General features: G+C 66.9%; 23 protein-coding genes, 1 tRNA gene and 1 other RNA gene. 18 read left to right on the top strand and 7 right to left on the bottom strand.

Translation table 11 applies throughout. The features are described from left to right. On the top strand, positions 1-250 hold a 250-nt coding region (locus WC597_RS10210), incomplete at its 5' end, for a hypothetical protein (protein ID WP_372693223.1). Between the two features lie 306 nt (positions 251-556). Here the strand turns inward: WC597_RS10210 and WC597_RS10205 are convergent. Further along, complete coding sequence (locus WC597_RS10205) at positions 557-1,432, bottom strand: TerB family tellurite resistance protein (RefSeq protein ID WP_372693216.1); 876 nt, start codon at positions 1,430-1,432, stop codon at positions 557-559. Beyond that, positions 1,429-1,836, bottom strand: coding sequence for a hypothetical protein (locus WC597_RS10200; protein WP_372693215.1), 408 nt, complete (start codon positions 1,834-1,836; stop codon positions 1,429-1,431). The genes WC597_RS10205 and WC597_RS10200 overlap by 4 nt, the downstream gene beginning before the upstream one ends. Positions 1,837-2,691: 855 nt before the next feature. Between WC597_RS10200 and WC597_RS10195 the strand changes: the two genes are divergently transcribed. Both WC597_RS10195 and WC597_RS10190 read left to right on the top strand, forming a co-directional pair. Continuing rightward, positions 2,692-2,886 carry a hypothetical protein gene (locus WC597_RS10195; RefSeq protein WP_372693214.1) on the top strand — a complete coding sequence of 65 codons (195 nt, stop codon included), beginning with the start codon at positions 2,692-2,694 and terminating at the stop codon, positions 2,884-2,886. A 511-nt stretch (positions 2,887-3,397) separates the two neighbouring features. After that, positions 3,398-3,952, top strand: a complete 555-nt coding sequence (locus WC597_RS10190) for a tyrosine-type recombinase/integrase (RefSeq protein WP_372693213.1) — start codon at positions 3,398-3,400, stop codon at positions 3,950-3,952. A 33-nt stretch (positions 3,953-3,985) separates the two neighbouring features. Here the strand turns inward: WC597_RS10190 and WC597_RS10185 are convergent. Beyond that, positions 3,986-4,061: transfer RNA gene (locus tag WC597_RS10185), tRNA-Ile, on the bottom strand. 211 nt (positions 4,062-4,272) lie between these two features. Between WC597_RS10185 and WC597_RS10180 the strand changes: the two genes are divergently transcribed. Next, positions 4,273-5,067, top strand: coding sequence for an SIMPL domain-containing protein (locus tag WC597_RS10180; protein ID WP_372693212.1), 795 nt, complete (start codon positions 4,273-4,275; stop codon positions 5,065-5,067). Positions 5,068-5,194: 127 nt separating this feature from the next. Here WC597_RS10180 and panD read toward each other — a convergent pair whose 3' ends face one another. Continuing rightward, positions 5,195-5,551 carry an aspartate 1-decarboxylase gene (gene panD / locus WC597_RS10175; RefSeq protein WP_135194957.1) on the bottom strand — a complete coding sequence of 119 codons (357 nt, stop codon included), beginning with the start codon at positions 5,549-5,551 and terminating at the stop codon, positions 5,195-5,197. 223 nt (positions 5,552-5,774) lie between these two features. Between panD and sppA the strand changes: the two genes are divergently transcribed. The 3 genes from sppA to WC597_RS10160 all read left to right on the top strand — a co-directional run bounded on the left by sppA (position 5,775) and on the right by WC597_RS10160 (position 8,848). After that, entirely contained in the window at positions 5,775-7,553 is a 1,779-nt protein-coding gene (gene sppA / locus WC597_RS10170; RefSeq protein WP_372693211.1) for a signal peptide peptidase SppA, read from the top strand. Positions 7,554-7,749: 196 nt separating this feature from the next. Continuing rightward, a complete protein-coding gene (locus WC597_RS10165) occupies positions 7,750-8,073 on the top strand; it encodes a hypothetical protein (RefSeq protein WP_159849615.1) in 324 nt (107 codons plus the stop codon). Positions 8,074-8,086: 13 nt separating this feature from the next. Beyond that, positions 8,087-8,848, top strand: coding sequence for an N-acetylmuramoyl-L-alanine amidase (locus tag WC597_RS10160; protein ID WP_372693210.1), 762 nt, complete (start codon positions 8,087-8,089; stop codon positions 8,846-8,848). Here WC597_RS10160 and WC597_RS10155 read toward each other — a convergent pair. Next, on the bottom strand, positions 8,845-9,138 hold the full coding sequence (locus WC597_RS10155; RefSeq protein WP_372693209.1) for a type II toxin-antitoxin system RelE/ParE family toxin: 294 nt from the start codon (positions 9,136-9,138) through the stop codon (positions 8,845-8,847). The two genes, WC597_RS10160 and WC597_RS10155, sit on opposite strands and share 4 nt — an antisense overlap. Then, positions 9,139-9,327, bottom strand: a complete 189-nt coding sequence (locus WC597_RS10150; RefSeq protein WP_372693208.1) for a hypothetical protein — start codon at positions 9,325-9,327, stop codon at positions 9,139-9,141. It abuts the gene before it with no gap. 78 nt (positions 9,328-9,405) lie between these two features. Here WC597_RS10150 and rnpB point away from each other — a divergent pair. Further along, positions 9,406-9,798: RNase P RNA component class A (gene rnpB, locus WC597_RS10145), an RNA gene on the top strand. Between the two features lie 575 nt (positions 9,799-10,373). Here rnpB and WC597_RS10140 read toward each other — a convergent pair. Beyond that, positions 10,374-10,442 (bottom strand): hypothetical protein, encoded by a 69-nt coding sequence (locus tag WC597_RS10140; protein WP_350224835.1) that lies wholly within the window; start codon positions 10,440-10,442, stop codon positions 10,374-10,376. Between WC597_RS10140 and WC597_RS10135 the strand changes: the two genes are divergently transcribed. From WC597_RS10135 to murG, 10 genes are all read left to right on the top strand, one after another. After that, on the top strand, positions 10,441-10,689 hold the full coding sequence (locus WC597_RS10135; RefSeq protein ID WP_372693222.1) for a division/cell wall cluster transcriptional repressor MraZ: 249 nt from the start codon (positions 10,441-10,443) through the stop codon (positions 10,687-10,689). The two genes, WC597_RS10140 and WC597_RS10135, sit on opposite strands and share 2 nt — an antisense overlap. Next, positions 10,686-11,663 (top strand): 16S rRNA (cytosine(1402)-N(4))-methyltransferase RsmH, encoded by a 978-nt coding sequence (gene rsmH / locus WC597_RS10130; RefSeq protein WP_372693207.1) that lies wholly within the window; start codon positions 10,686-10,688, stop codon positions 11,661-11,663. Before WC597_RS10135 ends, rsmH begins: the two co-directional genes overlap by 4 nt. Then, positions 11,660-12,103, top strand: a complete 444-nt coding sequence (locus tag WC597_RS10125) for a cell division protein (RefSeq protein ID WP_372693206.1) — start codon at positions 11,660-11,662, stop codon at positions 12,101-12,103. Before rsmH ends, WC597_RS10125 begins: the two co-directional genes overlap by 4 nt. Next, entirely contained in the window at positions 12,100-13,872 is a 1,773-nt protein-coding gene (locus WC597_RS10120) for a peptidoglycan D,D-transpeptidase FtsI family protein (protein ID WP_372693205.1), read from the top strand. Before WC597_RS10125 ends, WC597_RS10120 begins: the two co-directional genes overlap by 4 nt. Continuing rightward, a complete protein-coding gene (locus WC597_RS10115; protein WP_372693204.1) occupies positions 13,869-15,329 on the top strand; it encodes a UDP-N-acetylmuramoyl-L-alanyl-D-glutamate--2,6-diaminopimelate ligase in 1,461 nt (486 codons plus the stop codon). The genes WC597_RS10120 and WC597_RS10115 overlap by 4 nt, the downstream gene beginning before the upstream one ends. After that, positions 15,322-16,761: a UDP-N-acetylmuramoyl-tripeptide--D-alanyl-D-alanine ligase gene (gene murF, locus WC597_RS10110; protein WP_372693203.1), complete on the top strand. Its 1,440-nt coding sequence runs from the start codon at positions 15,322-15,324 to the stop codon at positions 16,759-16,761. The genes WC597_RS10115 and murF overlap by 8 nt, the downstream gene beginning before the upstream one ends. A gap of 9 nt (positions 16,762-16,770) precedes the next feature. Next, the gene (gene mraY / locus WC597_RS10105; protein ID WP_159849636.1) at positions 16,771-17,880 is read left to right on the top strand and encodes a phospho-N-acetylmuramoyl-pentapeptide-transferase; all 1,110 of its coding nucleotides are present in this window, start codon (positions 16,771-16,773) and stop codon (positions 17,878-17,880) included. A gap of 4 nt (positions 17,881-17,884) precedes the next feature. After that, positions 17,885-19,396: a Mur ligase family protein gene (gene murD / locus WC597_RS10100; RefSeq protein ID WP_372693202.1), complete on the top strand. Its 1,512-nt coding sequence runs from the start codon at positions 17,885-17,887 to the stop codon at positions 19,394-19,396. After that, a complete protein-coding gene (locus WC597_RS10095; protein ID WP_372693201.1) occupies positions 19,393-20,571 on the top strand; it encodes a putative peptidoglycan glycosyltransferase FtsW in 1,179 nt (392 codons plus the stop codon). Before murD ends, WC597_RS10095 begins: the two co-directional genes overlap by 4 nt. 420 nt (positions 20,572-20,991) lie before the next feature. Beyond that, positions 20,992-22,080, top strand: a complete 1,089-nt coding sequence (gene murG / locus WC597_RS10090) for an undecaprenyldiphospho-muramoylpentapeptide beta-N-acetylglucosaminyltransferase (RefSeq protein WP_372693200.1) — start codon at positions 20,992-20,994, stop codon at positions 22,078-22,080. The last annotated feature ends 191 nt before the right edge of the window (positions 22,081-22,271 follow it).

The following is a 22,271-nucleotide window of genomic DNA, read 5'->3' as shown; positions in this document are numbered from 1 at the left end:
AAAATCGGCCGGTCCGCTGCGCTGGTTGAAGGCTGCGCTGACCGGCCTCTTGCCAACCCCACCAACCCCAGTTCAGATCACCAAAGGACTCTCGTTATGGCTGGATGAGAAACGGGGGTCACGTCAGAAGCGGAGCGACCCCGTGAGGGGCGTGTTCGAGAACACTCGCCGCAGAACGGTCAGGCCGGGCAGTTTCTGCGCCGGCATCCTTACTGCCGAAATCTCTTTCCGACCAGTTCGTCTGCGTTGAAGCTAATTTGTCAGTCGTGTCAATCGCCTAAGAATGTTCCGCCTCGCTGCCACGAGGCGGAACGTTGGCCACTATAATGTGAGCGACGTTAGTCGCCCCGTGAGGGGCGTGTTCAGAGAACACTAGCTGCAGAAACGGACGGGCCGGGCAGTTTCTGCAGCACGATACACACCGAAAAAGCCGCTCCGCAACCAACCGATCCAACTTGATGCTGTGGGGGGGCTCGAAGACGCCAAGTGAGTTCGAGTTGTGCCTTCGCTTCTCAACCTGATCTCCGATCGCGCTCAGCCGGATACGGAAAACGGCCTACGTCAGGCGGTTGGCCGGTTTCAGTTTGAGCCGAGCGACGGCCGCTCCTGTGCGGCTGCCAATGTCGGAGATGGACTTCTTCACCTTGTCAAAGGTGAGGGCGCGTTCTGCCCGGAAGGCCGCCTCGATCCCATCCATCGCCAGTTCCTCGCGCTCGTCCAAACGACCGCCGGCCTCGACGACCTGGCGCAGGAAGACGAGCAACTCGGCCTGCATCGCGGCGCCGTTACAATCGGGACTGGCGGCCTGGAACTCGGCCAAAGACTTGGTGATCGCCTTGATCGACACGTCGCCCGTATTCGCGATCAGAACATCGAGCGCCTCGGAAACATAGAGGGGGTCATATCCCCATTCCTCGGTGAAATGGCGGGCTATGGCCTCGCGTTCAGCCGGATCGACTTCGCCGTCGATGGAGGCGACGCGCACCGCCAAGGCGCCGATCAGGTCGAACAACTCCATGCCTAGAAGATCGATCGGCGTATTGATGAAGCGCGGAATGGTGTCGACCATCGCGTCCGTCTGCTTCCGCACAAGCCGGGTGACGCCATAGTAGGCGCCGCCGGTCGCCACTGCTGCTGCGATCACCCAACCAATAGGCGTTGTCGCTGCGCCGATCCCGATGATCGACAGCCATCCCGCCGACGAGGCGAAAAAGGTGCCCGCCACAATGGGGGAGGCGGCGGCTGCGCCGGCGGTCATGGCGACGCCGCCCACGTCATATAGACTCTGTATGCCGTTCTTCGCCCGTAGGAGCGCGTAGGCGTCTTCGCCGATCCGCAGCTTGCGTTTGAACTTCAGCGTGTCGGCCACGACGTAGTCGAGGCCGTCGCCGAAGACTTCGATCTCAGGGACCGCTGCGCGCTTCCTGCTCATGCAATCCCCGAGGTGCGCAAGCCGTCGCTCAGTTTTTGCAGGCGATGGCGCATGCCGCCATCAGTCAGGTCGTCGAGCGCGCCGAGGCTGATGCCGATGATGAGCAACAATGGCGTGAGGATCGGCGAAAGCACCGGTCCGATGCCGGGGATGGAGCCGATCAGATAGGAAAGCACCAGGGCGGCGACCACGCCGAAGGCGACGCCAGGGTACGCCTTGGCCAACTCGAACACAAAGGCGACGACACGTGCGCCGAGGTCGATGAGTTTCCCGGCGACGACGACCGTCTTGTCGACGAGCGAAGCAAGCAGAGACTTCATGTCGGCGGACGCCTCGAGCCGCTCAATCCGACGATGGATCGCCACCCGATCAATAAGGACGGGTCTTTCGGCTGCGTCGGTCATGCGAAGTGGTTCCCCCAGAGGCTCGATTTGCGCCCATCATATACGTCAATAACTAGCTGGGGCCGCGACCCTCCACAACTGAGGTTATGTCAGTCGCCGGTCCCCACGGACGGTGTCGGGATTGCTGGAGTCACGATACCCATCGGCGTGACTGCTCAGTCACGATAGCCACCAACGATGACTCCAACATCAAAACGGACCTGGTCCGATGCCGGCAGCGTCAATCAGGACGCATCCATCGACGTCCGCCCTTAACTGGAGAGGGGCAGACTGTGGACGCTAACTGCTGGTATTGTTGGATAAAAATTTGTCGGATCGTCTCGATCAGCGGGTTTTCAGCCTTCAGCCAACTATCAACTTGAATGACTAACGTGACTCTCGTCGGGCTCTCCGGCGTGCAGGGAAATGGCGCACATCGCTCGTCAGTCACGATTGGGGCGTCGCCAACTCGAGAAAGGCGACTGTGGCTAACGATGCGCTCCAGCAAGGAAGGGTTGCGCTCGGCTTGCCCGAACATTTCGATAGGAACCATGCACATGGACCTGCGCAGCCAAGGCAGCCATGGCGGGCAAGGTGGAGACGAACGTCGAAGTTCGGCCTGTCCCTAGACGCATTTTTCTAGAGGGCGGATCGATTGCGCAGATAATTCCTTTACATAAAACAACAAGTTAGAATATTTTTCTTGTTGCGAGCCGGATGCCTCTCGCGTAGGGAGAAGACGACGACATCGGAGGATCATCGGCCTCCGCCAGAAAGTTCTGGCGGGAACGAAGGTCTAATTCGGAGTTGTTAGATGAAGCGTCCGCCAGAATGTGATCCTCCGTATTTGGGGGCGAGCACAGAGGCCGTGTTGGGATGACGGTCCGCGCGGCCTTCTCCGCGGCGGACATCAAGCGCGCCATGGTCGTGATGGAGAAGTGCGGCCATCAGGTCGCTGCCGTTGATTTCCCCAAGGAGGGTGGCTTTCGCTTGGTGCTGGGCGAGCGGCTGGACGTCGATGCGGCAGGGAGGGACAGGCGGAACGAATGGGATGACGTTCTGCCCCAATGACCGACATGGCGACCATCGAACTGGCCTATGTCGAGCGGTTCAAGGACCGCCACGGACGCATCCGCCACTATTACCGGCGCAAGGGTTACGTCACTGTTCGCCTGCCCGGTGATCCGGGCTCGGCCGAGTTCATGGATGTCTATGCTCGGGCCCACGGTCGCGTCCCCAAACCTGATCCGGCTACCAAGGTTCAGCCGCGATCGATCAACCACCTCATGGTCGAATACTATCGCTCGGCCGACTTCCTGGACTTGGAACCCCAAACCCAAAAGACCTACCGAAACATCCTTGATCGTTTCCGCGCGAAATACGGCGCCAGGTCCGCCGTCGCGATCGAGCCTCAGCATCTGAACGCCATCTTCCACCAGATGGCCGACAAGCCGGGTGCCCAGCGTAATCTTCGCAAGCGGCTGATGAAGGCCTTCGCCGTTGCTGTCGAACTGGGCTGGCGCAAAGACAACCCCGTCCGCGAGACCAAGGCCCGCAAGCGCAAGTCCAAGGGCTTCATTCCTTGGTCGGAAGTCGAGATTCAGAGGTTCGAGGATCACTGGGGGCAGGGGACGCGCGAACGCCTCGCCCTCTATCTGCTGCTCTATACGGGTGTCCGTCGGTCCGACGTCGTCGGCATGGGCCAGCAGCATGTGAAGAACGGCCGCATCGCCGTTATGCAGGAAAAGACCGACGTCCCGATCTGGATTCCAATCCACCCCAAGCTGAAGGCCGAGATCGCCCGCCACGGCAAGGCTATGACCTTCATCCTGACCCAGTACGGCAAGCCCTTCTCGGCCGCCGGCTTCACCAGCTGGTTCGTCGAGCGAGCGACGCTCGCAGGCGTCCCCGGTCGCACCCCCCCCACGGCCTGCGTAAGGCCGCCGGCCGGCGCCTGGCCGAGGCGGGCGCCACGACCAAGGAAATCGCCGCCGTCCTGGGCCACATCAGCTTGGACGAGGTCGAGACCTATGTGCAGTCGGCGGACAGACGCGCCTTGCCGACGCCGCGATCGCCAAGCTGCAAAAGGCCGAAAAGAGAACACCCCGTGTCAAACCCTGAGTGTCAAACCTCTTAGGTGCATTGTTTTCACTTAGGAAAACGATAGGAGTGGTAGGCCCGGAGGGACTCGAACCCCCAACCAGACCGTTATGAGCGGTCGGCTCTAACCATTGAGCTACAGGCCCCCAAGGCGCGCCTCGGCGGAAGGGGTCTCGCCTAGCAGGCGCGGGCGCGGCTTGCCAAGCGGGGGCGGGCAAGAAGGCGATCTTTCGACGAATTCACGAAGATGAACGGAAACTGCCAGGGCGCACGGGCGTTCGTTCAGGCGAGAACGGCCAAGGTCGTTGCAACGGATCGGCGAACGCGCCGTCCTTGATCGCTTACGGAGAAGACCGCATGACCCGCACCCTGGCCGCCGCCCCCCTGAAGACCGTGTCGCTGAAGACCATCGCCTTGGGCGGCGCGGTCGCCGCCGCCGCCTTCCTGGCCGCCGCCACGCCGCGCGCGATGGCCCAGACGGCCGAACCCTCGATGGGAGCCATGCACATGATGCAGCCCGCGCCGTCCCTGAACCTGTCGGCCTATGGCGAGGTCAAGGCCGCGCCCGACATGGCCACCATCACCTTCGGCGTCCAGACCGAGGCGGTCACGGCTCAGGAAGCCATGCGCGACAACGCCACGCAGATGACGCGCGTCGTCGCCGCCCTGCGCCGCGCCGGCATCGCCGAGCGCGACATCCAGACCTCGGGCCTGAACCTGTCGGCGCAATACGACTATGTGCAGAACGAACCGCCCAAGCTGCGCGGCTATCAGGCGGTCAACCGCGTGACGGTGGTCATCAATGACCTGACCAAGGTCGGCACGACGGCCGACGCCGTGGTCGCCGCCGGCGTCAACCAGATCGACGGCATCAGCTTCGGCCTGAAGGATCCGACCGCAGCCGAGAACCAGGCGCGCCAGCTGGCCGTTCGCAACCTGCAGGCCAAGGCCCAGCTGTACGCCCAGTCGCTGAACGTCCAGCTGTCGGGCATCCGCAACCTGACCGAAGGCGGCGGCTATACGCCCCAGCCGCCGATGCCGATGTTCGCCGCGCGCGCCATGTCGATGGAAAGCCGCGACAGCACACCGGTCGCCGCCGGCGAACTGACGGTGCGGATCGACATCACGGGCGTTTACGACATCGCCCGCTGATCCCATCGGCCTAAACGAAGAAAGGCCCGCCGGCGACGGCGGGCCTTTTTTAGTTGGTCGGTGGGTCGGAAAGAGCCCCTCCACCGCTGCGCGGTCCCCCTCCCCATTTCATGGGGAGGAGAGGGCTTCAGCCGGCGTGTTTGATCTCGTTGGCGTCGTCCAGCAGGACCACGTTGGGGTTCCACTGGCGGGCTTCTTCCTGGGGCATCTGGCCATAGGTGACCACGATGACCTTGTCGTTCTTCTGCACCAGGCGGGCGGCGGCGCCGTTGACGCCGATCACGCGTGAGCCGCGCGGGGCCTCGATGGCGTAGGTGGTGAAGCGCGCGCCATTGGTGATGTTCAGCACATCGACCTGTTCGTGCGGATAGATGCCCGCCGCGTCCAGCAGGTCCATGTCGATAGCGATCGATCCCTCGTAATCGAGATCGGCCTGGGTCACCGTCGCACGGTGCAGCTTGGACTTCATCAGGGTGACCAGCATTGCCCGGTCTCCAAATATACGCGGGGCGCAGGCCCTCGCTCTCAGGCGGCTCATATAGGGATTTTCGAGGCCTGCATCAATCGGGGCACCGCGCCGCAGCAAACGCATTGCGGGTGCGAACGGGCCGCGGCGGGCATATTGCGCGAGCTTCATTTGACGACGGCCCGCGTCCCCCTATGCTGGATCGGCCATTTCCGGCCTGCGAGCGCGCGTTTCCCCACCGATGAAGCAATTCTTCCTGACGGTCCTTGGTGTCTTCACCGGGTTGATCCTGTTCGTCGTCGTCATTCCGGTGGTGCTGCTGACCGTCGCCATCGCCTCGTCTTCCAAGCCGACGACGCCGGCCAATACGGTGCTGGAACTGGACCTGCGCGGCGGGATCAGCGACCAGCCGTCGTCCAATCCGTTCGCCGCCTTCGGCGGTTCGGGCTTGGCCCTGACCCAGGTCGTGGACGGCCTGCATCAGGCCCAGGGCGACAACAGCGTCAAGGCCCTGCTGATCCGTCTGCCGGAAAGCGGCATGACGCCCGCGACCGCCGATGAACTGCGCCAGGCCATCCACCGCTTCCGCAACTCCGGCAAGCCGGTCATCGCCCACAGCCAGGGTTTCGCGCCGTCGGGCGCGGTGATGTCCACCTATATGGTCGGGGCCTCGGCGTCCGAACTATGGATGCAGAACACCGCCGGCTTCCAGGCCACGGGTTTCTCGGCGGACAGTCTGTTCCTGGGTCGCGCCTTCGAGAAATATGGCGTCAAACCGAACTTCGAACAGCGTTACGAGTACAAGAACGCCGTCAACGAATACACCCAGAGCGACTATACCGGCCCGCACCGCGAGGCCATGACGGCCTGGATGACGTCCATCTACGACAGCGCCCTGGCCAACGCCGCAAAGGATCGCAAGACGACGGCTCCGGCGCTGAAGACGATCATCGAGGCCGGCCCCTATTCGGCGCCCGAGGCCCTGGCCAACCGTCTGATCGACAAGGTCGGCCAGGTCGAAGAGGCCGAGATCGCCGTCAAGGCGCGTGCCGGCAAGGGCGCCGAGATCGTCGAGTTCGGCAAATACGCCAGCCAGCAGGGCGAGCGGACCGGTTCGGGCAAGAACGCCATCGCCATCGTCGGCGGGGAGGGGGCCATCGTCACCGGTCGCGGTGGCGGTGGAAGCTTCGGCGGCGGTTCGACCATCCATTCCGACGACACGGCCGAGGCCATCTATGACGCCATCGAGGACAAGAGTGTGAAGGCCATCGTCTTCCGCGTCTCTTCGCCCGGCGGCTCGCCGGAAGCCTCGGAACAGATCCTGGCCGCCGTGCGCGCGGCGCGGGCGGCGGGCAAGCCGGTGGTGGTCTCCATGGGCGCCTACGCCGCCTCGGGCGGTTACTGGGTCAGTTCGGAAGCCGACTGGATCGTGGCCCAGCCCTCGACCCTGACCGGCTCGATCGGCGTGTTCGGCGGCAAGTTCGTGCTGGCCGATGCGCTGGGCCGTTTCGGCGTCGACATGCGCGAGCTGACGGTGGGCGGCCAGTACGCCGACGCCTTCTCGCCGACGCAGGAGTTCACGCCGGAGCAGCGCGCGGCCTTCTCCGGCTCGATGGACCGGATCTACGACGACTTCATCGCCCGCGTCGCGACGGGCCGCAAATTGTCGCCCGACCGCGTGCGCGAAATCGCCAAGGGCCGCGTCTGGACCGGGGCCCAGGCCCTGCCTCTGGGCCTGGTCGATCAGCTGGGCGGCGTCACCGAGGCGGTGAACAAGGCGCGCGAACTGGCGAAGATCCCGTCCAATGAACCCGTCCGCTTCAAGCATTTCCCCAAGCAGCAGTCGCCGTTCGAGGCCCTGTCGGAAATGTTCGGCGTCCAGACCGAGGCGGCCAAGGCCCTGGTCATGCTGGGCGGCGTCATGGCCGATCCCCAGGCCCAGGCCGTGATGCGCCGCGTCGAAAGCGACCGTATGCGCGGCGAGGGCGCCGTGGTCCTGGCCGATCAGCCGATGTTTTGAACAGGGCGAAATCGGTTGGGTTGGATGCAGTTCAACTCGGCTCAGATTTCGCTCCGGCAAGAATCTTGTAGCCTGATGCCCATCAGGCTCCAAGTCCGCGGCACACGCGACCGTGCGTCGCGGTGCATTGACCGCAGGCCCCGATGGACCGACATTGCATGTCAGGCGTTCCTCGGGTCGCCTGAAAGGATGATCCATGTTCCAGCCTGAACGTCTCGCCACCATCGGTTTCACCGCGCGCCGCCGTCCCAACGGCCTCGTGGCCTCCGTCATGTGGGTCGCCGGCATGATCGCCGCCGTCTGCGCCATGGCCGTGGGCGCGGTGCTGGCCGTCGTCACTGCCGCAGCGGTGGCCGTGATCGCCTTGATCGCAGGCGTGCTGGTCTTCCTGGTCGGACTGGTCATGCGCACCCGCCGCAACACGACGCCGCGCCGCCGCAACGGCGATCCCGACCTGATCGAGGCGCACAAGGTGGACGGCGCCTGGGTCGCCTATGGCTGGGAACGCAACGGCCGCTGAGCCGGCCCCTCCCATGACCTCCTACATCGACGCGCCTTCGCCCAACTTCGACGCGCGCCGTGCGCCGCCCGACATGCTGGTGCTGCATTATACCGGCATGCAGACGGGCGAGGCCGCGCTGGCTCGCCTGCGCGACCCCGACGCCAAGGTCTCGGCCCACTATCTGGTCGAGGAAGACGGCCGCATCTTCCAGCTGGTCCCCGAGGAGCGCCGCGCCTGGCACGCCGGTCGCGGCCTCTGGCAAGGCGAAGACGACTGCAACGCCGCCTCCATCGGCATAGAGATCGTCAATCCCGGCCATGAGTTCGGCTATCGCGCCTTTCCCGAGGCTCAGGTCGCGGCGGTCATCGCCTTGATCGACGACATCCGCAGCCGCTGGACCATCCCCGACAACCGCATCATCGCCCATTCCGACCTGGCGCCCGATCGCAAGACCGATCCCGGCGAACTCTTCCCCTGGAAGCAACTGGCCGAGGCCGGTCATGGCCTGTGGTTCGAACCGGCCCCCGAACGGATCCAGGCCCTGGGCGGCCTGTTGCAAAAGGGAGATCAAGGCATCGGCGCCATGGTCCTGCGCGCCGGCCTGCACCGTCTGGGTTACGGGCTGAAACCCGGCGGCGACTACGACGCCGAGACCGAAACCGCCGTCCGCGCCTTCCAGCGCCACTGGCGCCCAAGCCGCGTCGACGGCGTCGCCGACGGCGAAACCCGCGCACGCCTGGTCGGCCTGCTCCAACTCGCCAGCGCCGAGAGCGTAACGGGCGTGCTGAACTAGAGGTCCGCGCGGTCCTGGAAGGGGCCGTAGATTCTCAAGATCGTTACGATGCGAGCTTCCTCGCTCCATTCATAGAAAAAGCGGTAGCTTTCGCAGACTCGCTCGCGGACGTTTGCATTGTCACCAAAAGGCCAGCGGTTGGGCGCCGCCTTCAGACCATTCATCGCTTCCAGTAGAGCCGCGTAGCGTGATCGGCCACGTAAACCGCTACCGGGTTGGGTCAGCCAGGTCTTGGCTTGGTCGAGGTCACGACGCGCCCGCTCGGTGACGATCAGAGTGTTGCGACGCATTCAGCGAGAGGCGGCGTTAGCCCAGGCGATTTCAGCTTCCAGCCATTTCTCGGCCTCTTCGCCTTCGATAAAGCGTCCGGCGGCGATGTCTGCATAGGCTTCGGCGAGCAGGCAGCGCTCATGAGCGAGGCGGCGCTCACGCTGCTCCGGTGTTTCATGACTGGCGATGTTCGCTGCGGGTTCGGCCATGCGCAGACCATACGCCATTTCACCTGCCGCCGCATCCGTTGGTTGACCTCGGCGGCGCGGCGGCGCATCTAGCGCGCGCCAGACGGCTGGGCGGTCGCGGCAGGGTTCGTCCTTGTCGAGGAAAGTCCGGGCTCCACGGTGAAAAGGCGGCGGATAACTTCCGCCCGGGGCGACCCGAGGGATAGCGCCACAGAAAGCAAACCTCCGGCCTCGCGAGGCCGGTAAGGGTGAAAGGGTGGGGTAAGAGCCCACCGCGTGCCTGGCAACAGGGACGGCATGGCAAGCCCCGCCTGGAGCAAGACCAAATAGGGACATCGCGCGAGGTTCGCCTCGCGGGGCTCACCGCCTCAGATGTCCGGGTAGGTCGCGAGAACCGTTCAGCAATGGACGGTCCAGAGGAATGATCGTCGCCGATCCAAGGCTTTAAGCCTCGGAACGGAACAAAACCCGGCTTACAGGCCGTCTGGCATACTTTTTTACTGGGCCTATCGGCCTTTGGCCTACTTGAGGTCCGTTAGCAGGGCTTTCCACCCGCCCATCCGGTGGTGGCTCGCGCGATGCCTTGGTCCGAGTTCGGATTATCCCCGCATTTCAGCGTTCTGGCAGCGGTCCCGCAGGTTTGCGGTCGTTAACCTATTGTCTGGTCAAGGAAGGTTAGAACGCTTCACAGCCTGTGAATACTTCGTCTGTTCCGTGTATGTTCCGACGCTTCGAGCGTGCTTAAGTCGTCACACGTCAAAACATGGTTAAATCTTGGCTTCGATCCCATTGAGGCCCATCTGATCCCATGCTATCCCACAATCAAGATTTGGGGCTGAGAGACGGGCGCGGCGGGCGTTCGTCAGGGCATCTAGGGGCGGGCCGAAAGGCTCGATTGGACAGGGCGTGTTTCTCTCGACCTACGAGAAGCAGCTGGACGGCAAGCGCCGTCTCCTCATCCCCAACGATTTTCGCACGACCGAAAACGGCGCAGCCGGCGGCGTCTTCATCTTCCCCTCCATCGAAGCGGACTGCCTGGAAGCGGGCGGCGACCGCCTGTTCGCCGTCTATGCCGAGATGATCGAGGCCCTGCCGTTCGGCTCCGAAGAGCGTTCGGCGCTGGAGTGGCAGGTGATGGGCGAGCAGGTGCGCCTGGCCTATGATTCCGGCGGTCGCATCACACTGCCCGAAGCGCTTTGCTCTGAAGCGGGCCTGGAGGACACCGTCGTCATCGTCGGCCTGAACGACCGGTTCCAGATCTGGTCGCGCGAGAAGTGGGCCGCTCGCCGCGCCGAGCAGCGCGCCCTGGCCAAGGCCGGCATGGCCCAGATCGGCGCCCTGAAACTGGCGGCCCAGATGAAGCTGGCGGGAGGCGGATCGTGACCCCCCACGCTGAAGCCCCACACGCCCCCGTCTTGCTGGCCGAGGTGATCCAGGCCCTGGCGCCTGCGCCCGGCGATGTCGTGATCGACGCCACCTTCGGCGCCGGCGGCTATACCCGCGCCATCCTGAAGACGGGTGCCCAGGTCATCGGCCTGGATCGCGATCCGACGGTCCAGCCGCACGCCGACGCCGTCGCCCATGACTTCCCCGGCCAGTTCCAGCTGATCCGCACGCCCTTCTCGGGTCTGACCAGTGCATTCGCCGACAGCGGCAAGGCCAGGCTGGACGGCGCCGTGTTCGACATCGGCGTCTCGTCGATGCAACTGGACCAGGCCGAGCGCGGCTTCTCCTTCATGCGCGACGGGCCGCTGGACATGCGCATGTCCGACGACGGGGCGACCGCGGCCGACGTCGTCAACACCTGGGACCACGGTCCCCTGGCCCACATCTTCAAACTGTATGGCGAAGAGCGTCAGTCGGGCCGCGTCGCGACCGCCATCCTGCGCCGCCGCGTCGAACAGCCGTTCACCCGCACCCTGGATCTGGCCGAGGTGGTCGAGAAAGCCCTGGGCGGCCGTCGCGGCGCGCCCATCCATCCGGCGACACGGGTCTTTCAGGCCCTGCGCATCGCGGTGAACGACGAACTGGGCGAGCTGGAGCGCGGGCTGGAGGCCGCCGAGGCGACCCTGGCCCCCGGCGGCCGTCTCGCCGTCGTCACCTTCCATTCGCTGGAAGACCGCATCGTAAAGGCCTTCATGACCGAGCGCACGGGCAACAGCCCCGCCGGCTCGCGTCACGCCCCCATGGCCGTCGATCCGCGCAAGCCCAGCTTCACGCTTCAGTTCAAGGGCGCGCGCGAGGCCGGCGACGAAGAACGCTCGACCAATCCCCGCGCCCGCTCGGCCAAGCTGCGCGCCGCCGTCCGCACCGACGCCCCGGCCTGGGGCAAGATCGGTGGGGGAGTGGCCGCATGACCACGGCGCCCTTCTTCACCTATTCCCGCACCGCCCTTCAGCGTCTGTTCGACTGGAAGGTGCGCGGCGTGCGCTGGATCGAGATCATCGGCGTGGCCCTGGTCGCGATCATGATCGTGTCCGTCTATGCGGCCAAGGCCGCGGCGGCGCGCGAGAGCAGCCGCATCGCCCAGCTGGAACAGGATATCCGCGAGAACGGCCAGCGCGTCCGCCTGCTGCGCGCCGAGGTCGCCCGCCTGGAACAACCCGCCCGGCTGGAAAGCCTGTCGCGCCAGATCGGCATGGCTCCGGTGGACGTGCATCGTCAGGCCAAGGAAGCCCAGCTGACCGAGCTGAAACCCATGCCGGTCCCGACCGCACCGGCTCATCCCGCCGTCGCCCCCGCTGCGGCCCCCGCCGTCGCAGACGACGCCGCCCCCGCGCCGGAGACGGTGCGATGAGCGTTCAGGACCACCGCTATCACCGCCCCGCGCCCGGCGTCGATCTTCAGGGCCGGCTGTCGCCCTTCTGGCGCTGGCTTTCGGAAACCGTCTGGCGTCTGGAGCACGGGTTCGAACGCGCCCGCGCCGATGCCCGGCCGGAAGAGGATACGCGCGTCCGCATCTTCCTGATCCTGATCGTCTTCTCCTGCGTCTTCGGCGCCCTGGCCATCGGCGCCTCGTACAAGGCCCTGATTGCAGAGGCGAACGGGCGCGGCTCGGGTATCAATCCGAACGCCCTGGTGCGCGGCGACCTGACGGATCGCAACGGCGAACTGCTGGCCACCAACATCATCCACTACGGCCTCTATATCGATCCGGCCGAAATCTGGGATCGCGACCTGGCCTATCGCCAGATCCGCCGCGCCCTGCCGCGCATCTCCGCCGAGCGGCTGAAGCGCGTGCTGGGCGGCGAACGCCGCCTGATCGCCCTGACCGGCCTGACGCCCCAGGAAAAGGCCGCCGTCCATGACCTGGCCCTGGGCGGCGTCACGTTCGAACCCGAAGACCGTCGCGCCTATCCGCTGGGAACCTCGGCGGTTCACCTGATCGGCGACGCCGACACGGGCGGGCGGGGCGTGTCCGGCGCCGAGCTGGCCTTCAACGACGAAATCCGCGCGGCGGGCCAGCGGGGCGAAAGCTTCCCCCTGTCCATCGACCTGCGCGTTCAGGGCGTGCTGGAAAACGAACTGGCCGCCGCCGCCATCAAGGCCCAGGCCAAGGGCGCCGTGGGCATCGTCACCGATGTCCAGACCGGCGAGGTTCTGGGCATGGCCAGCTGGCCGACCTTCAACTCGTCCAATCGCAACGCCGCACCGGATGGCGCGACGCTGAACCGCGCCGTCTCGGGTCACTACGAGATGGGTTCGGTGTTCAAGACCTTCACCGTCGCCGCCGGTCTCGACACCGGCCGGGCCGACATGAACACCCTGTTCGACGCCTCCCAGGCCTTCCAGATCGGCGACCGCAAGATCAAGGACTTCCACGCCCAGAACCGCGTGATGACCCTGGAAGAAGTCTATCTGCACTCGTCCAACATCGGCACCTCGCAACTGGCGGTGCAGATGGGGCCGGACACGATGCGGGATTATTTCCGCCGCCTGGGCCTGCTGGACGCCTCGACCATCGAGCTGAAGGAATCGGCCAAGCCGGTCGTGCCGCGTCGTTGGGACAACTCGACCCTGGCCTCCCTGTCGTTCGGCTACGGCATCATGATCACCCCGGCCCAGATGGTTCAGGCCATGGGCGCCCTGACCAACGGCGGGCGGATGATCCCGCTGAGCCTGCGCAAGGGCGGCGCGCGCGGCGCCCAGCCCCAGCAGGTCGTCACCGAAGAGACCTCGCGCACCATTCTGGACCTGCTGCGTCGCAACGTCGTCAAGGGTTCGGGCGGGTTCGCCGATGCGCCGGGTCTGCGGGTCGGGGGCAAGACCGGCTCGGCCAATAAGCTGGTCAACGGTCGCTACGATCCCAGCCACGCGCTCGGTTCGTTCGCGGCGGTCTTCCCGGTCGACGGCCCGCTGAACGGCAAACGCTACGCCATCCTGATCGTCATGGACGAGCCGGGGACCTATCCCAAGACCGGCGCCTATGTCGCCGCGCCGGCCGTGAAGAACATCGCCGACCGCATCGCCGGCTTCCTGGGCGTCGAACGCCGCGAGGATCGCTGGCGCACGGCCCTGGGCGAAAAAGTGCCGGAATACCAAGACGTGGCGGGGGACGGCCTGTGAGCGCCCTTCACCTGTCCGACCTGTTGCGCCGCGACGTGTCCAGCGATCCCATCATCACCGGCGTGACCGCCGACAGCCGCAAGGTCGCCCCCGGCGCCCTGTTCGTCGCCCTGCCGGGCACGGCCGCCGACGGCCGCGCCTTCATCCCGCAGGCCTTGGCGCAAGGAGCCGCTGCGGTCCTGGCCCCGACCGATACGCCGGACGGCGCCGCGCCGGTCCTGGTCACCTCGGGGGACGTACGCCGGGCCTACGCCATCGCCGCGCGCGGCTTCTACGGCGTTCAGCCCAAGACCTGCGTCGCCGTCACCGGCACCAACGGCAAGACTTCGGTCGCCACCTTCTGCCGCCAGATCTGGGCCGGCGTCGGCCACAAGTCCGCCAGCATGGGCACCCTGGGCGTCATCGGCCAGAAGGGCGACAAGACCTACGCCCTGACCGGCCCCGGCCTGACCAGCCCCGACGCCGCCGAGGCCGCCCGCTTGATGGCCGAGCTGGCCGCCAAGGACGTGACCCATGTCGCGCTGGAGGCCTCGTCTCACGGCATCGACCAGCGCCGTCTGGACGGGGTGGCGCTGAAGGCCGCCGCCTTCACCAACCTGACCCAGGACCACCTCGATTATCACGGCACGATGGAGGACTATCGCGCCGCCAAGATGCGCCTTTTCGAGACCCTGCTGCCGCGCGGCCGCACCGCCGTGTTGAACGCAGATTCCGACGCCTATTCGGCCTTCGCCTCGGCCTCGATCATGGCGGGCCTGGGCGTGATGGGGGTGGGCGAGCGCGGGCGCGACCTGGCCCTGATCGGCCGCCGCGCCACGCCGGAGGGCCAGCGCCTGACCCTGGACGTGCGCGGCCAGGTGCATGAGATCCTGCTGCCGCTCGCCGGCGCCTTCCAGGCCTCGAACGCCCTGGTGGCGGCGGGTCTGTGCATCGCGGCCGGCGATCCCGCCGACGCCGTGATCGCCGCCCTGGAAGGCCTGACGGGCGCCCAAGGCCGCCTGCAACGCATCGGCGGGGCCGAGACAGGGCGCGGCGAGGTCTATGTCGATTACGCCCACACCCCTGACGGGCTTGAGACGGTGCTGAACGCGCTGCGTCCCCACGCGACCGGCCGTCTGATCGTGGTCTTCGGCGCCGGCGGCGACCGGGATCGCGGCAAGCGACCCCTGATGGGGTCCATCGCCGGACGTCTGGCCGACGTCGCCATCGTCACCGATGACAATCCGCGTTCGGAAGACCCCGCCGCCATCCGCGCCCAGGTCCGTGCCGGTTGCCCCGACGGCCTCGAAATCGGCGACCGACGCGCGGCCATCGAGGCCGCCGTGGAAATGATGCGTGACGGGGATGTGGTGGTCATCGCCGGAAAAGGGCATGAACAGGGGCAGATCGTCGCGGGCGTGACCCACCCCTTCGACGACGCCACCGTCGCGTCCGAGGCCCTGTCGTTGAATGCCTGATACATCCGCCCGCCCGCTCTGGACGGCCGCCGAAGTCGCCGCCGCCACGGGCGGCGTGCTGCATGGCGACGACCGCCCGATCACGGGCGTGACCTACAACAGCCGCGAGATCGTCCCCGGCGACCTGTTCCTGGCGCTGAAGGGCGCACGCGACGGACATGAGTTCACAGGCGACGCCTTTGCCGCCGGCGCCGCGACCGCTCTGGTCGAACACCCGGTCGAGGGCGGCCCCCATGTCGTCGTCTCCGATACGCTGCACGGTCTGGAAGCCCTCGGCGTCGCCTCCCGCGAGCGCGCGCCCCATGTGAAGCGCGGCGCGGTCACCGGCAGCGTCGGCAAGACCAGCGTCACGCAAGCCATCAAGGCCGGCCTCGATCTGGCTGGTCCCGCGCACGGATCGATCAAGAGCTACAACAACCACATCGGCGTGCCCCTGACCCTGGCCCGGATGCCGGTCGAGACCCGGCGCGCCGTGTTCGAGATCGGCATGAATGCGCCAGGCGAGATCGCGCCCCTGTCGCGCTTCGTCGCCCCCCACGCCGCTTGCGTCACCACGGTCGGCCCGGTCCATATCGAGGCCTTCGCCGACGGCGAGGCCGGCGTCGCGCGCGAAAAAGCGACTATCTTCCAGGGCCTGGTTCCCGGCGGCGCGGCCGTGGCGAACGGCGACGCGGCCTTCTCCGACGTGCTGCGTGACGCGGCCCAGGCCGTCGGGGCGCGCTTGCTGACCTTCGGCTCGGACGCCGGTCATGACGCCCGCCTGCTGGACTTCCACGCGGACGCCGAGGGCGCCTCGGTGGCGGCCGAACTGTTCGGTCGCCGCATCGACTATCGCCTGGCCCAGTCCGGCGCCCACTGGGGCCTGAACAGCCTGTGCGTCCTGCTGATGCTCGACGCGCTGGACGTGACGCTGGACACGGGGCTTGAGGCCCTCGCCGGCTTCCAGCCGTTGGCCGGTCGCGGCCAAACCAGCACGGTCACGACGCCCGAAGGCGCCTTCACCCTGATCGACGAAAGCTATAACGCCAATCCGCTGTCCATGGCCGCCGGGTTCAAGACCCTGGGCGCGCGCGCCACATCGGGCCGCCGCATCGTCGTTCTGACCGACATGCTGGAACTGGGCGACCAGAGCCGCGACCTGCACGAGGGCCTCGCCGGCCCCATCGACGCCGCCGGGCTGGACCTGGTCCACGCCGCCGGTCCCGAGATGCGCTGGCTCTATGACGCCCTTCCGGCCTCGCGACGCGGCGTCTGGCGCGCGACGGCGGCGGAACTGGCGACCGAGGCTCACCTGCTGGTCGCGCCCGGCGACGTCGTCATGGTCAAGGGCTCGAACGGGTCCAAGGCCTCGCTGGTGGCCAAGGCGCTGGCGAACCTCAACAGCGCCGAAGGCGTCCCCTCAAGCAGCGACGCGCCGCGCGCGTTGCGGTAGGGAAAAAACATGTTCTATCTTCTGTATCTCTATTACGCCGACGTGGCGCACCAGTATCCGCTGCTGAACCTGGTCCAGTACCAGACCGTGCGCGTCGCCCTGGCCATGGCCACGGCCATGATCGTCGCCGTCGCCATGGGCAGCCGCTTCATCAACTGGATCCGCACCAAACAGGGCCGGGGGCAGCCGATCCGCGACGACGGCCCCGTTTCGCACCTGTCCAAGGTCGGCACCCCCACCATGGGCGGGCTGATGATCCTGGCCGGCATCGGCGTGGCGGTCTTCCTGTGGGGCGACCTGACCAATCCCTATATCTGGATCGTCAGCTTCGTGACGGCGGCCTTCGGCGTGCTGGGCTTCATCGACGACTACGCCAAGGTGACCAAACAGACCTCGGCCGGCCTGACCTCGAAACAGAAGCTCTTGGCCCAGACGGTCGTCGCCGTCGTCGCCGGCGTCCTGACCGTGCTGTGGATGACCGTGTCGCCCACCTCGCCGGGGCTTGAGACCTCGATCGCGTTTCCGTTCTTCAAGGCCGTGTTGCTGAACATCGGCTGGTTCTATGTGGCGTTCGCGGCCTTCACCATCGTCGGCTTCTCCAATGCGGTGAACCTGACCGACGGTCTGGACGGCCTGGCGACCGTGCCGGTGATGATGGCGGCGGGCGCGTTCGGGGTGATCTCCTACCTCGCCGGCAACTTCGTCTTCGCCCAGTATCTTCAGGTCCACCACGTGCCCGGCGCCGGCGAACTGGCCATCTTCTGCGCGGCCATGATCGGCGGCGGCGCGGGCTTCCTCTGGTACAACGCCCCTCCGGCCAAGATATTCATGGGCGACACCGGCTCGCTGGCCCTGGGCGGCGCCCTGGGCGCCATCGCCGTCACCACCAAGCACGAGCTGGTGCTGGGCATCGTCGGCGGCCTGTTCGTCGCCGAGGCCGCCTCGGTCATGATCCAGGTCGGCTATTACAAGCTGACCAAGAAACGCATCTTCCTGATGGCGCCGGTCCACCACCATTTCGAAAAGATGGGCTGGCCGGAATCCACCGTCGTCATCCGCTTCTGGATCATCGCCGGCGCCCTGGCACTCTTGGGCCTCTCCACGCTGAAGCTGCGCTGATCCGATGATCCCCGTTCCTGGGTATGAGGGCAGGCGGGTCGCGGTCTTCGGCCTGGGACGGTCGGGGATCACGGCCGCGCGCGCGCTCCAGGCCGGCGGGGCCATCCCCATACTGTGGGACGACGGCGTCTCGGGCCGGATGCAGGCCGAAGCCGAAGGCTTCACGGTCGAAGACCTGACCACGGCCGACTGGTCGGGCTTCGCCGCCCTGGTCCTGTCGCCCGGGGCGCCCCTGACCCATCCAAAACCGCATTGGAGCGTCGACAAGGCGCGCGAGGCCGGCGCCCCCGTCATCGGCGACGTCGAACTGTTCGCCCGCGCCATCGCCGCCCTGCCAAAGGACCAGCGCCCCCGCGTCGTCGCCATCACCGGCACCAACGGCAAGTCCACCACCACCGCCCTGATCGGCTGGGTGCTGAAGTCGGCGGGGCTGACGGTCCATGTCGGCGGCAACATCGGCATCGGCGTCCTGGCCCTGCCGGCCCCGACGCCCGACGCCGTCTATGTGATCGAGGTCTCCAGCTACCAGCTGGACCTGACCACGACCTTCGCCCCCGATGTCGCCATCCTGACCAACATCTCGCCCGACCACCTGGACCGCCACGGCGGCATGGAAGCCTATGTCGCGGCCAAGGCGCGGATCTTCGCGGCCCAGGAACCGGGCGCGGTGGCTTTGGTCGGCGTGGATGAAAGCTGGGGGCAGGGAATCGCATCCCAACTGTCCCAGAGCGTCATAACGATCTCCACGCTCCCTTCTCCCCTCGGGGGAGAAGGTGGCTCGCGCAGCGAGACGGATGAGGGGGCTGCCGGACCCGAGACCGCTCTCGCCAGCAGTGCGACGGAACCACCCCCTCATCCGAGCCCTTCGGGCTCACCTTCTCCCCCAAGGGGAGAAGGCTATGTCGCGCAGCCCGGCGCGGTTCTGAAGAACGGCGAACGCATCGTCGACCTCACCGCCGCCCGCTCGCTCCCCGGCCGTCACAACGCCCAGAACGCCGCCTTCGCCTATGCGACCGCCCGCGCCTTGGGCGTCTCCCACGACGCCGCCGTCGCCGGTCTGCTGTCCTTCCCCGGCCTGGCCCACCGCATGGAGGCCGTCGGCCGCCTTGGCCCGGTCCGCTTCATCAACGATTCCAAGGCCACCAACGCCGACGCCGCGCGTCAGGCCCTGTCGTCTTACCCCCGCGTCTTCTGGATCGCCGGCGGCGTGCCAAAGGCCGGCGGCATCGACGACTTGGCCGACCTCTTCCCCCGCGTGACCAAGGCCTATCTGATCGGAGAGGCGGCCGAGGCCTTCGCCGCCACCCTGGCTGACACCCCCCACGTCATCGCAGAAACCCTGGACGCCGCCGTGGCCGCCGCATCTGCCGACGCCGCATCCGCAGGCGGCGACCAGATCGTCCTCCTGTCCCCCGCCTGCGCCAGTTTCGACCAGTATCCCGACTTCGAGGCGCGGGGCGAAGCCTTCCGCGCCGCCGTCCTGGCCCTCGGGGCCGTCCCGGAAACCGCGTCATGAGCGCCCCCTACACCCCCGCCTTCTCGCGCAACGACCAGAGCCACGTCGCCCAGTGGTTCTGGACCGTGGATCGCGGCCTGCTGGGCGCGGCCCTGGCGCTGATGGGCCTGGGAGTGGCGCTCAGCTTCGCCTCCAGCCCGGCCGCCATTTTAGCCGATGAATCGATCACCGATCCCTTCCACTATTCCTGGCGGATGATGGTCTTCTCGGGCCTGGGCCTCAGCCTGATGCTGACCAGTTCGCTGCTGTCGCCGCGCGGGGTGCGCCGCATCGCGGTCCTGGCCCTGTTCGGCGCCATCCTGGTGATGATGGCCCTGCCGTTCATCGGCGACACGGTGAAGGGGGCCGCCCGCTGGGTGAACTTCGGCCCGTTCAGCCTGCAACCGTCCGAGTTCGCCAAGCCCGGCCTGATCGTCTTCGCCGCCTGGATGTTCGCCGAGGCGCAGAAGGGGCAGGGGGTGCCCGGCGTCACCATCGCCTTCGGCTTCTACGCCCTGACGGTCTCTCTGCTGCTGATCCAGCCCGACATCGGCCAGACCCTGCTGATCACCACCACCTTCATGGCCGTCTTCTTCATGGCGGGGGTGCCGTTCAAGTGGATGGCGGTGCTGGCCAGCGCGGGCATGGCGGGACTGGTGTCGCTGTATTTCGTCTTCGGCCACATGCGCGACCGCCTGAGCCGCTTCTTCTCGCCCGAGACCACCGACACCCACCAGATCGACAGCGCGTCCGAGGCCATCCGCGCCGGCGGCCTTCTGGGGCGCGGCATCGGCGAGGGCGTGATGAAACGCCGGGTGCCCGACCTGCACACTGACTTCATCTATTCCGTCGGCGCCGAGGAGTTCGGCCTGATCCTCAGCCTGATCATGATCGGCCTCTACGCCTTCATCGTCATCCGGGGCATGCGCCGGGCGATGAAGCTGACCGACTCGTTCGAACAGACGGCGGCGGCGGGCCTGTTCATGCTGATCGGCTTGCAGGCCTGCATCAATGTGGCGGTGAACCTGAACCTGATCCCGACCAAGGGCATGACGCTGCCCTTCATCAGCTACGGCGGCTCGTCCATGCTGGCCATGGGCCTGACCATGGGCTTCGCCCTGGCCCTGACGCGGCGCCGCCCCGGCGCCTACGAACCCGGCGCCAGCCTGCCGGGCAGACGGCGGCGGTTGCTCTAACTTCCTTTCGTCATCCTCCGGCGCGAAGCGACCGGGGGAGCCAGCGGCGCGCGAGAGCGCGAACCTGTCGCGGAGTGAATTCCTCAGCATCGTGAGGCGGACGCATCGCCTTCGGCGCCGCTGGCTCCCCCGGTCTGCGCCGCGAAAACGCGGCTTGCCGGAGGATGACGAAAGAAGGGGGCATCTAACGTTCTCTCAAACAAACACCCGAACGATCCCAACTGCTTAACACCGACCAGCCGCTTTCTCCTGCCCACACCCCAAAACCGTGCGATCCTGTCGCCGACGCATCCTCGACCCCACCCGTCCGCCACGGATTTCAGACGAAGTGCACTATTCAGACGGTGTTTTTCGCGCCCTCGCCGTCTGAGTTTCAGACGAATTGCACTATTCAGACCCTCTTTTTTCGGAGCCCGCCCCATGACCAAGCTCTGCGTCGTCGCCGCCGGCGGCACCGGCGGCCATATGTTCCCGGCCGAGGCCCTGGCGCGCGAGATGGCGGCGCGCGGCTGGCGCGTGGTGCTGGCGACCGATCATCGCGGCGAGCAATACGCCCACGCCTTCCCTGCCGAGGAAAGGCTGGCGCTGGACGCCGCCACCGGCTCGGGTCCGCTGGGCCTGATCAAGGCGGGCGTCGCTATTTTCAAGGGCGTGGTCCAGGCGCGCACGGCCTTCGACCGGCTGGGCGCCGACGTGGTCGTGGGCTTCGGCGGCTACCCGTCCGCCCCGGCCCTGGTCGCGGCCGTCACGTCCCAGCGCCCGACCGTGATCCATGAGCAGAACGCGGTCCTGGGCCGCACCAACCGCATTCTGGCCCCCTATGTCGGCCAGGTCGCCTCGTCCTTCCCGACGCTGGAACGGGCCCCGGCCAAGGTCCAGGGCCGATCCCATGTCGTCGGCTCGCCGGTGCGCGCCGAAATCCGCGCCCTGTTCGACCGCCCCTATGTCGCCCCCGCCGACGACGGCCCGATCCATGTGCTGGTGACGGGCGGCAGTCAGGGCGCACGCATCCTGTCCGAGACCACGCCCCGCGCCCTCGCCGCATTGCCGGAACCCCTGCGTCGCCGCCTGAAGGTGCAGCAGCAGTCCCGCCCCGAGACGCTGGAGGCCGCACGCCAGATCTATCTGGAGGCCGGGATCGAGGCCGAGGTCGCCCCCTTCTTCCGCGACATGGCCGAACGCCTGTCCAGCGCCCATCTGGTCGTCGGTCGCTCCGGCGCCTCCACCTGCGCCGAACTGGCGGTCGCGGCCCTGCCGTCCGTCCTGATCCCGCTGAAGATCGCCACCGACGACCACCAGCGCCTGAACGCCAAGACCCTGACCGACGCCGGCGCGGCCGAGGTCATTCTGGAAGACGACCTGACCGTCGATCGCCTGGCCTCGACCCTGACCGCCGTCCTGTCCGATCCCGCCCGACTGTCCGCCATGTCCGCCGCCGCCCGCAGCGTCGCCATCCCCGACGCCGCACAACGCCTCGCCGATCTGGTCGAGGCGACGGCGGGGCGGTGACTCCTCGTCTCCTCCCCACATCGTGGGGAGGGGGACCGCGAAGCGGTGGAGGGGCTCTTGAAGTCCCACCGGCGCCAGTGATGCGGCAAAGAACCCCTCCGTCGCGGCGCGAAGACGCGCCGCGCCACCTCCCCATCGCTTCGCGATAGGGAGGAGACCTCAACCCTCTCGGCCCTGATGCGTTAGGAAGC

Origin of the sequence: Brevundimonas sp. (assembly GCF_041648115.1) — a bacterium.
In the GTDB taxonomy this organism is placed as follows: Bacteria; Pseudomonadota; Alphaproteobacteria; order Caulobacterales; family Caulobacteraceae; genus Brevundimonas.
The sequence above is the reverse complement of the archived record's forward strand: the minus strand, read 5'-3'. Positions and strand labels throughout refer to the sequence as shown.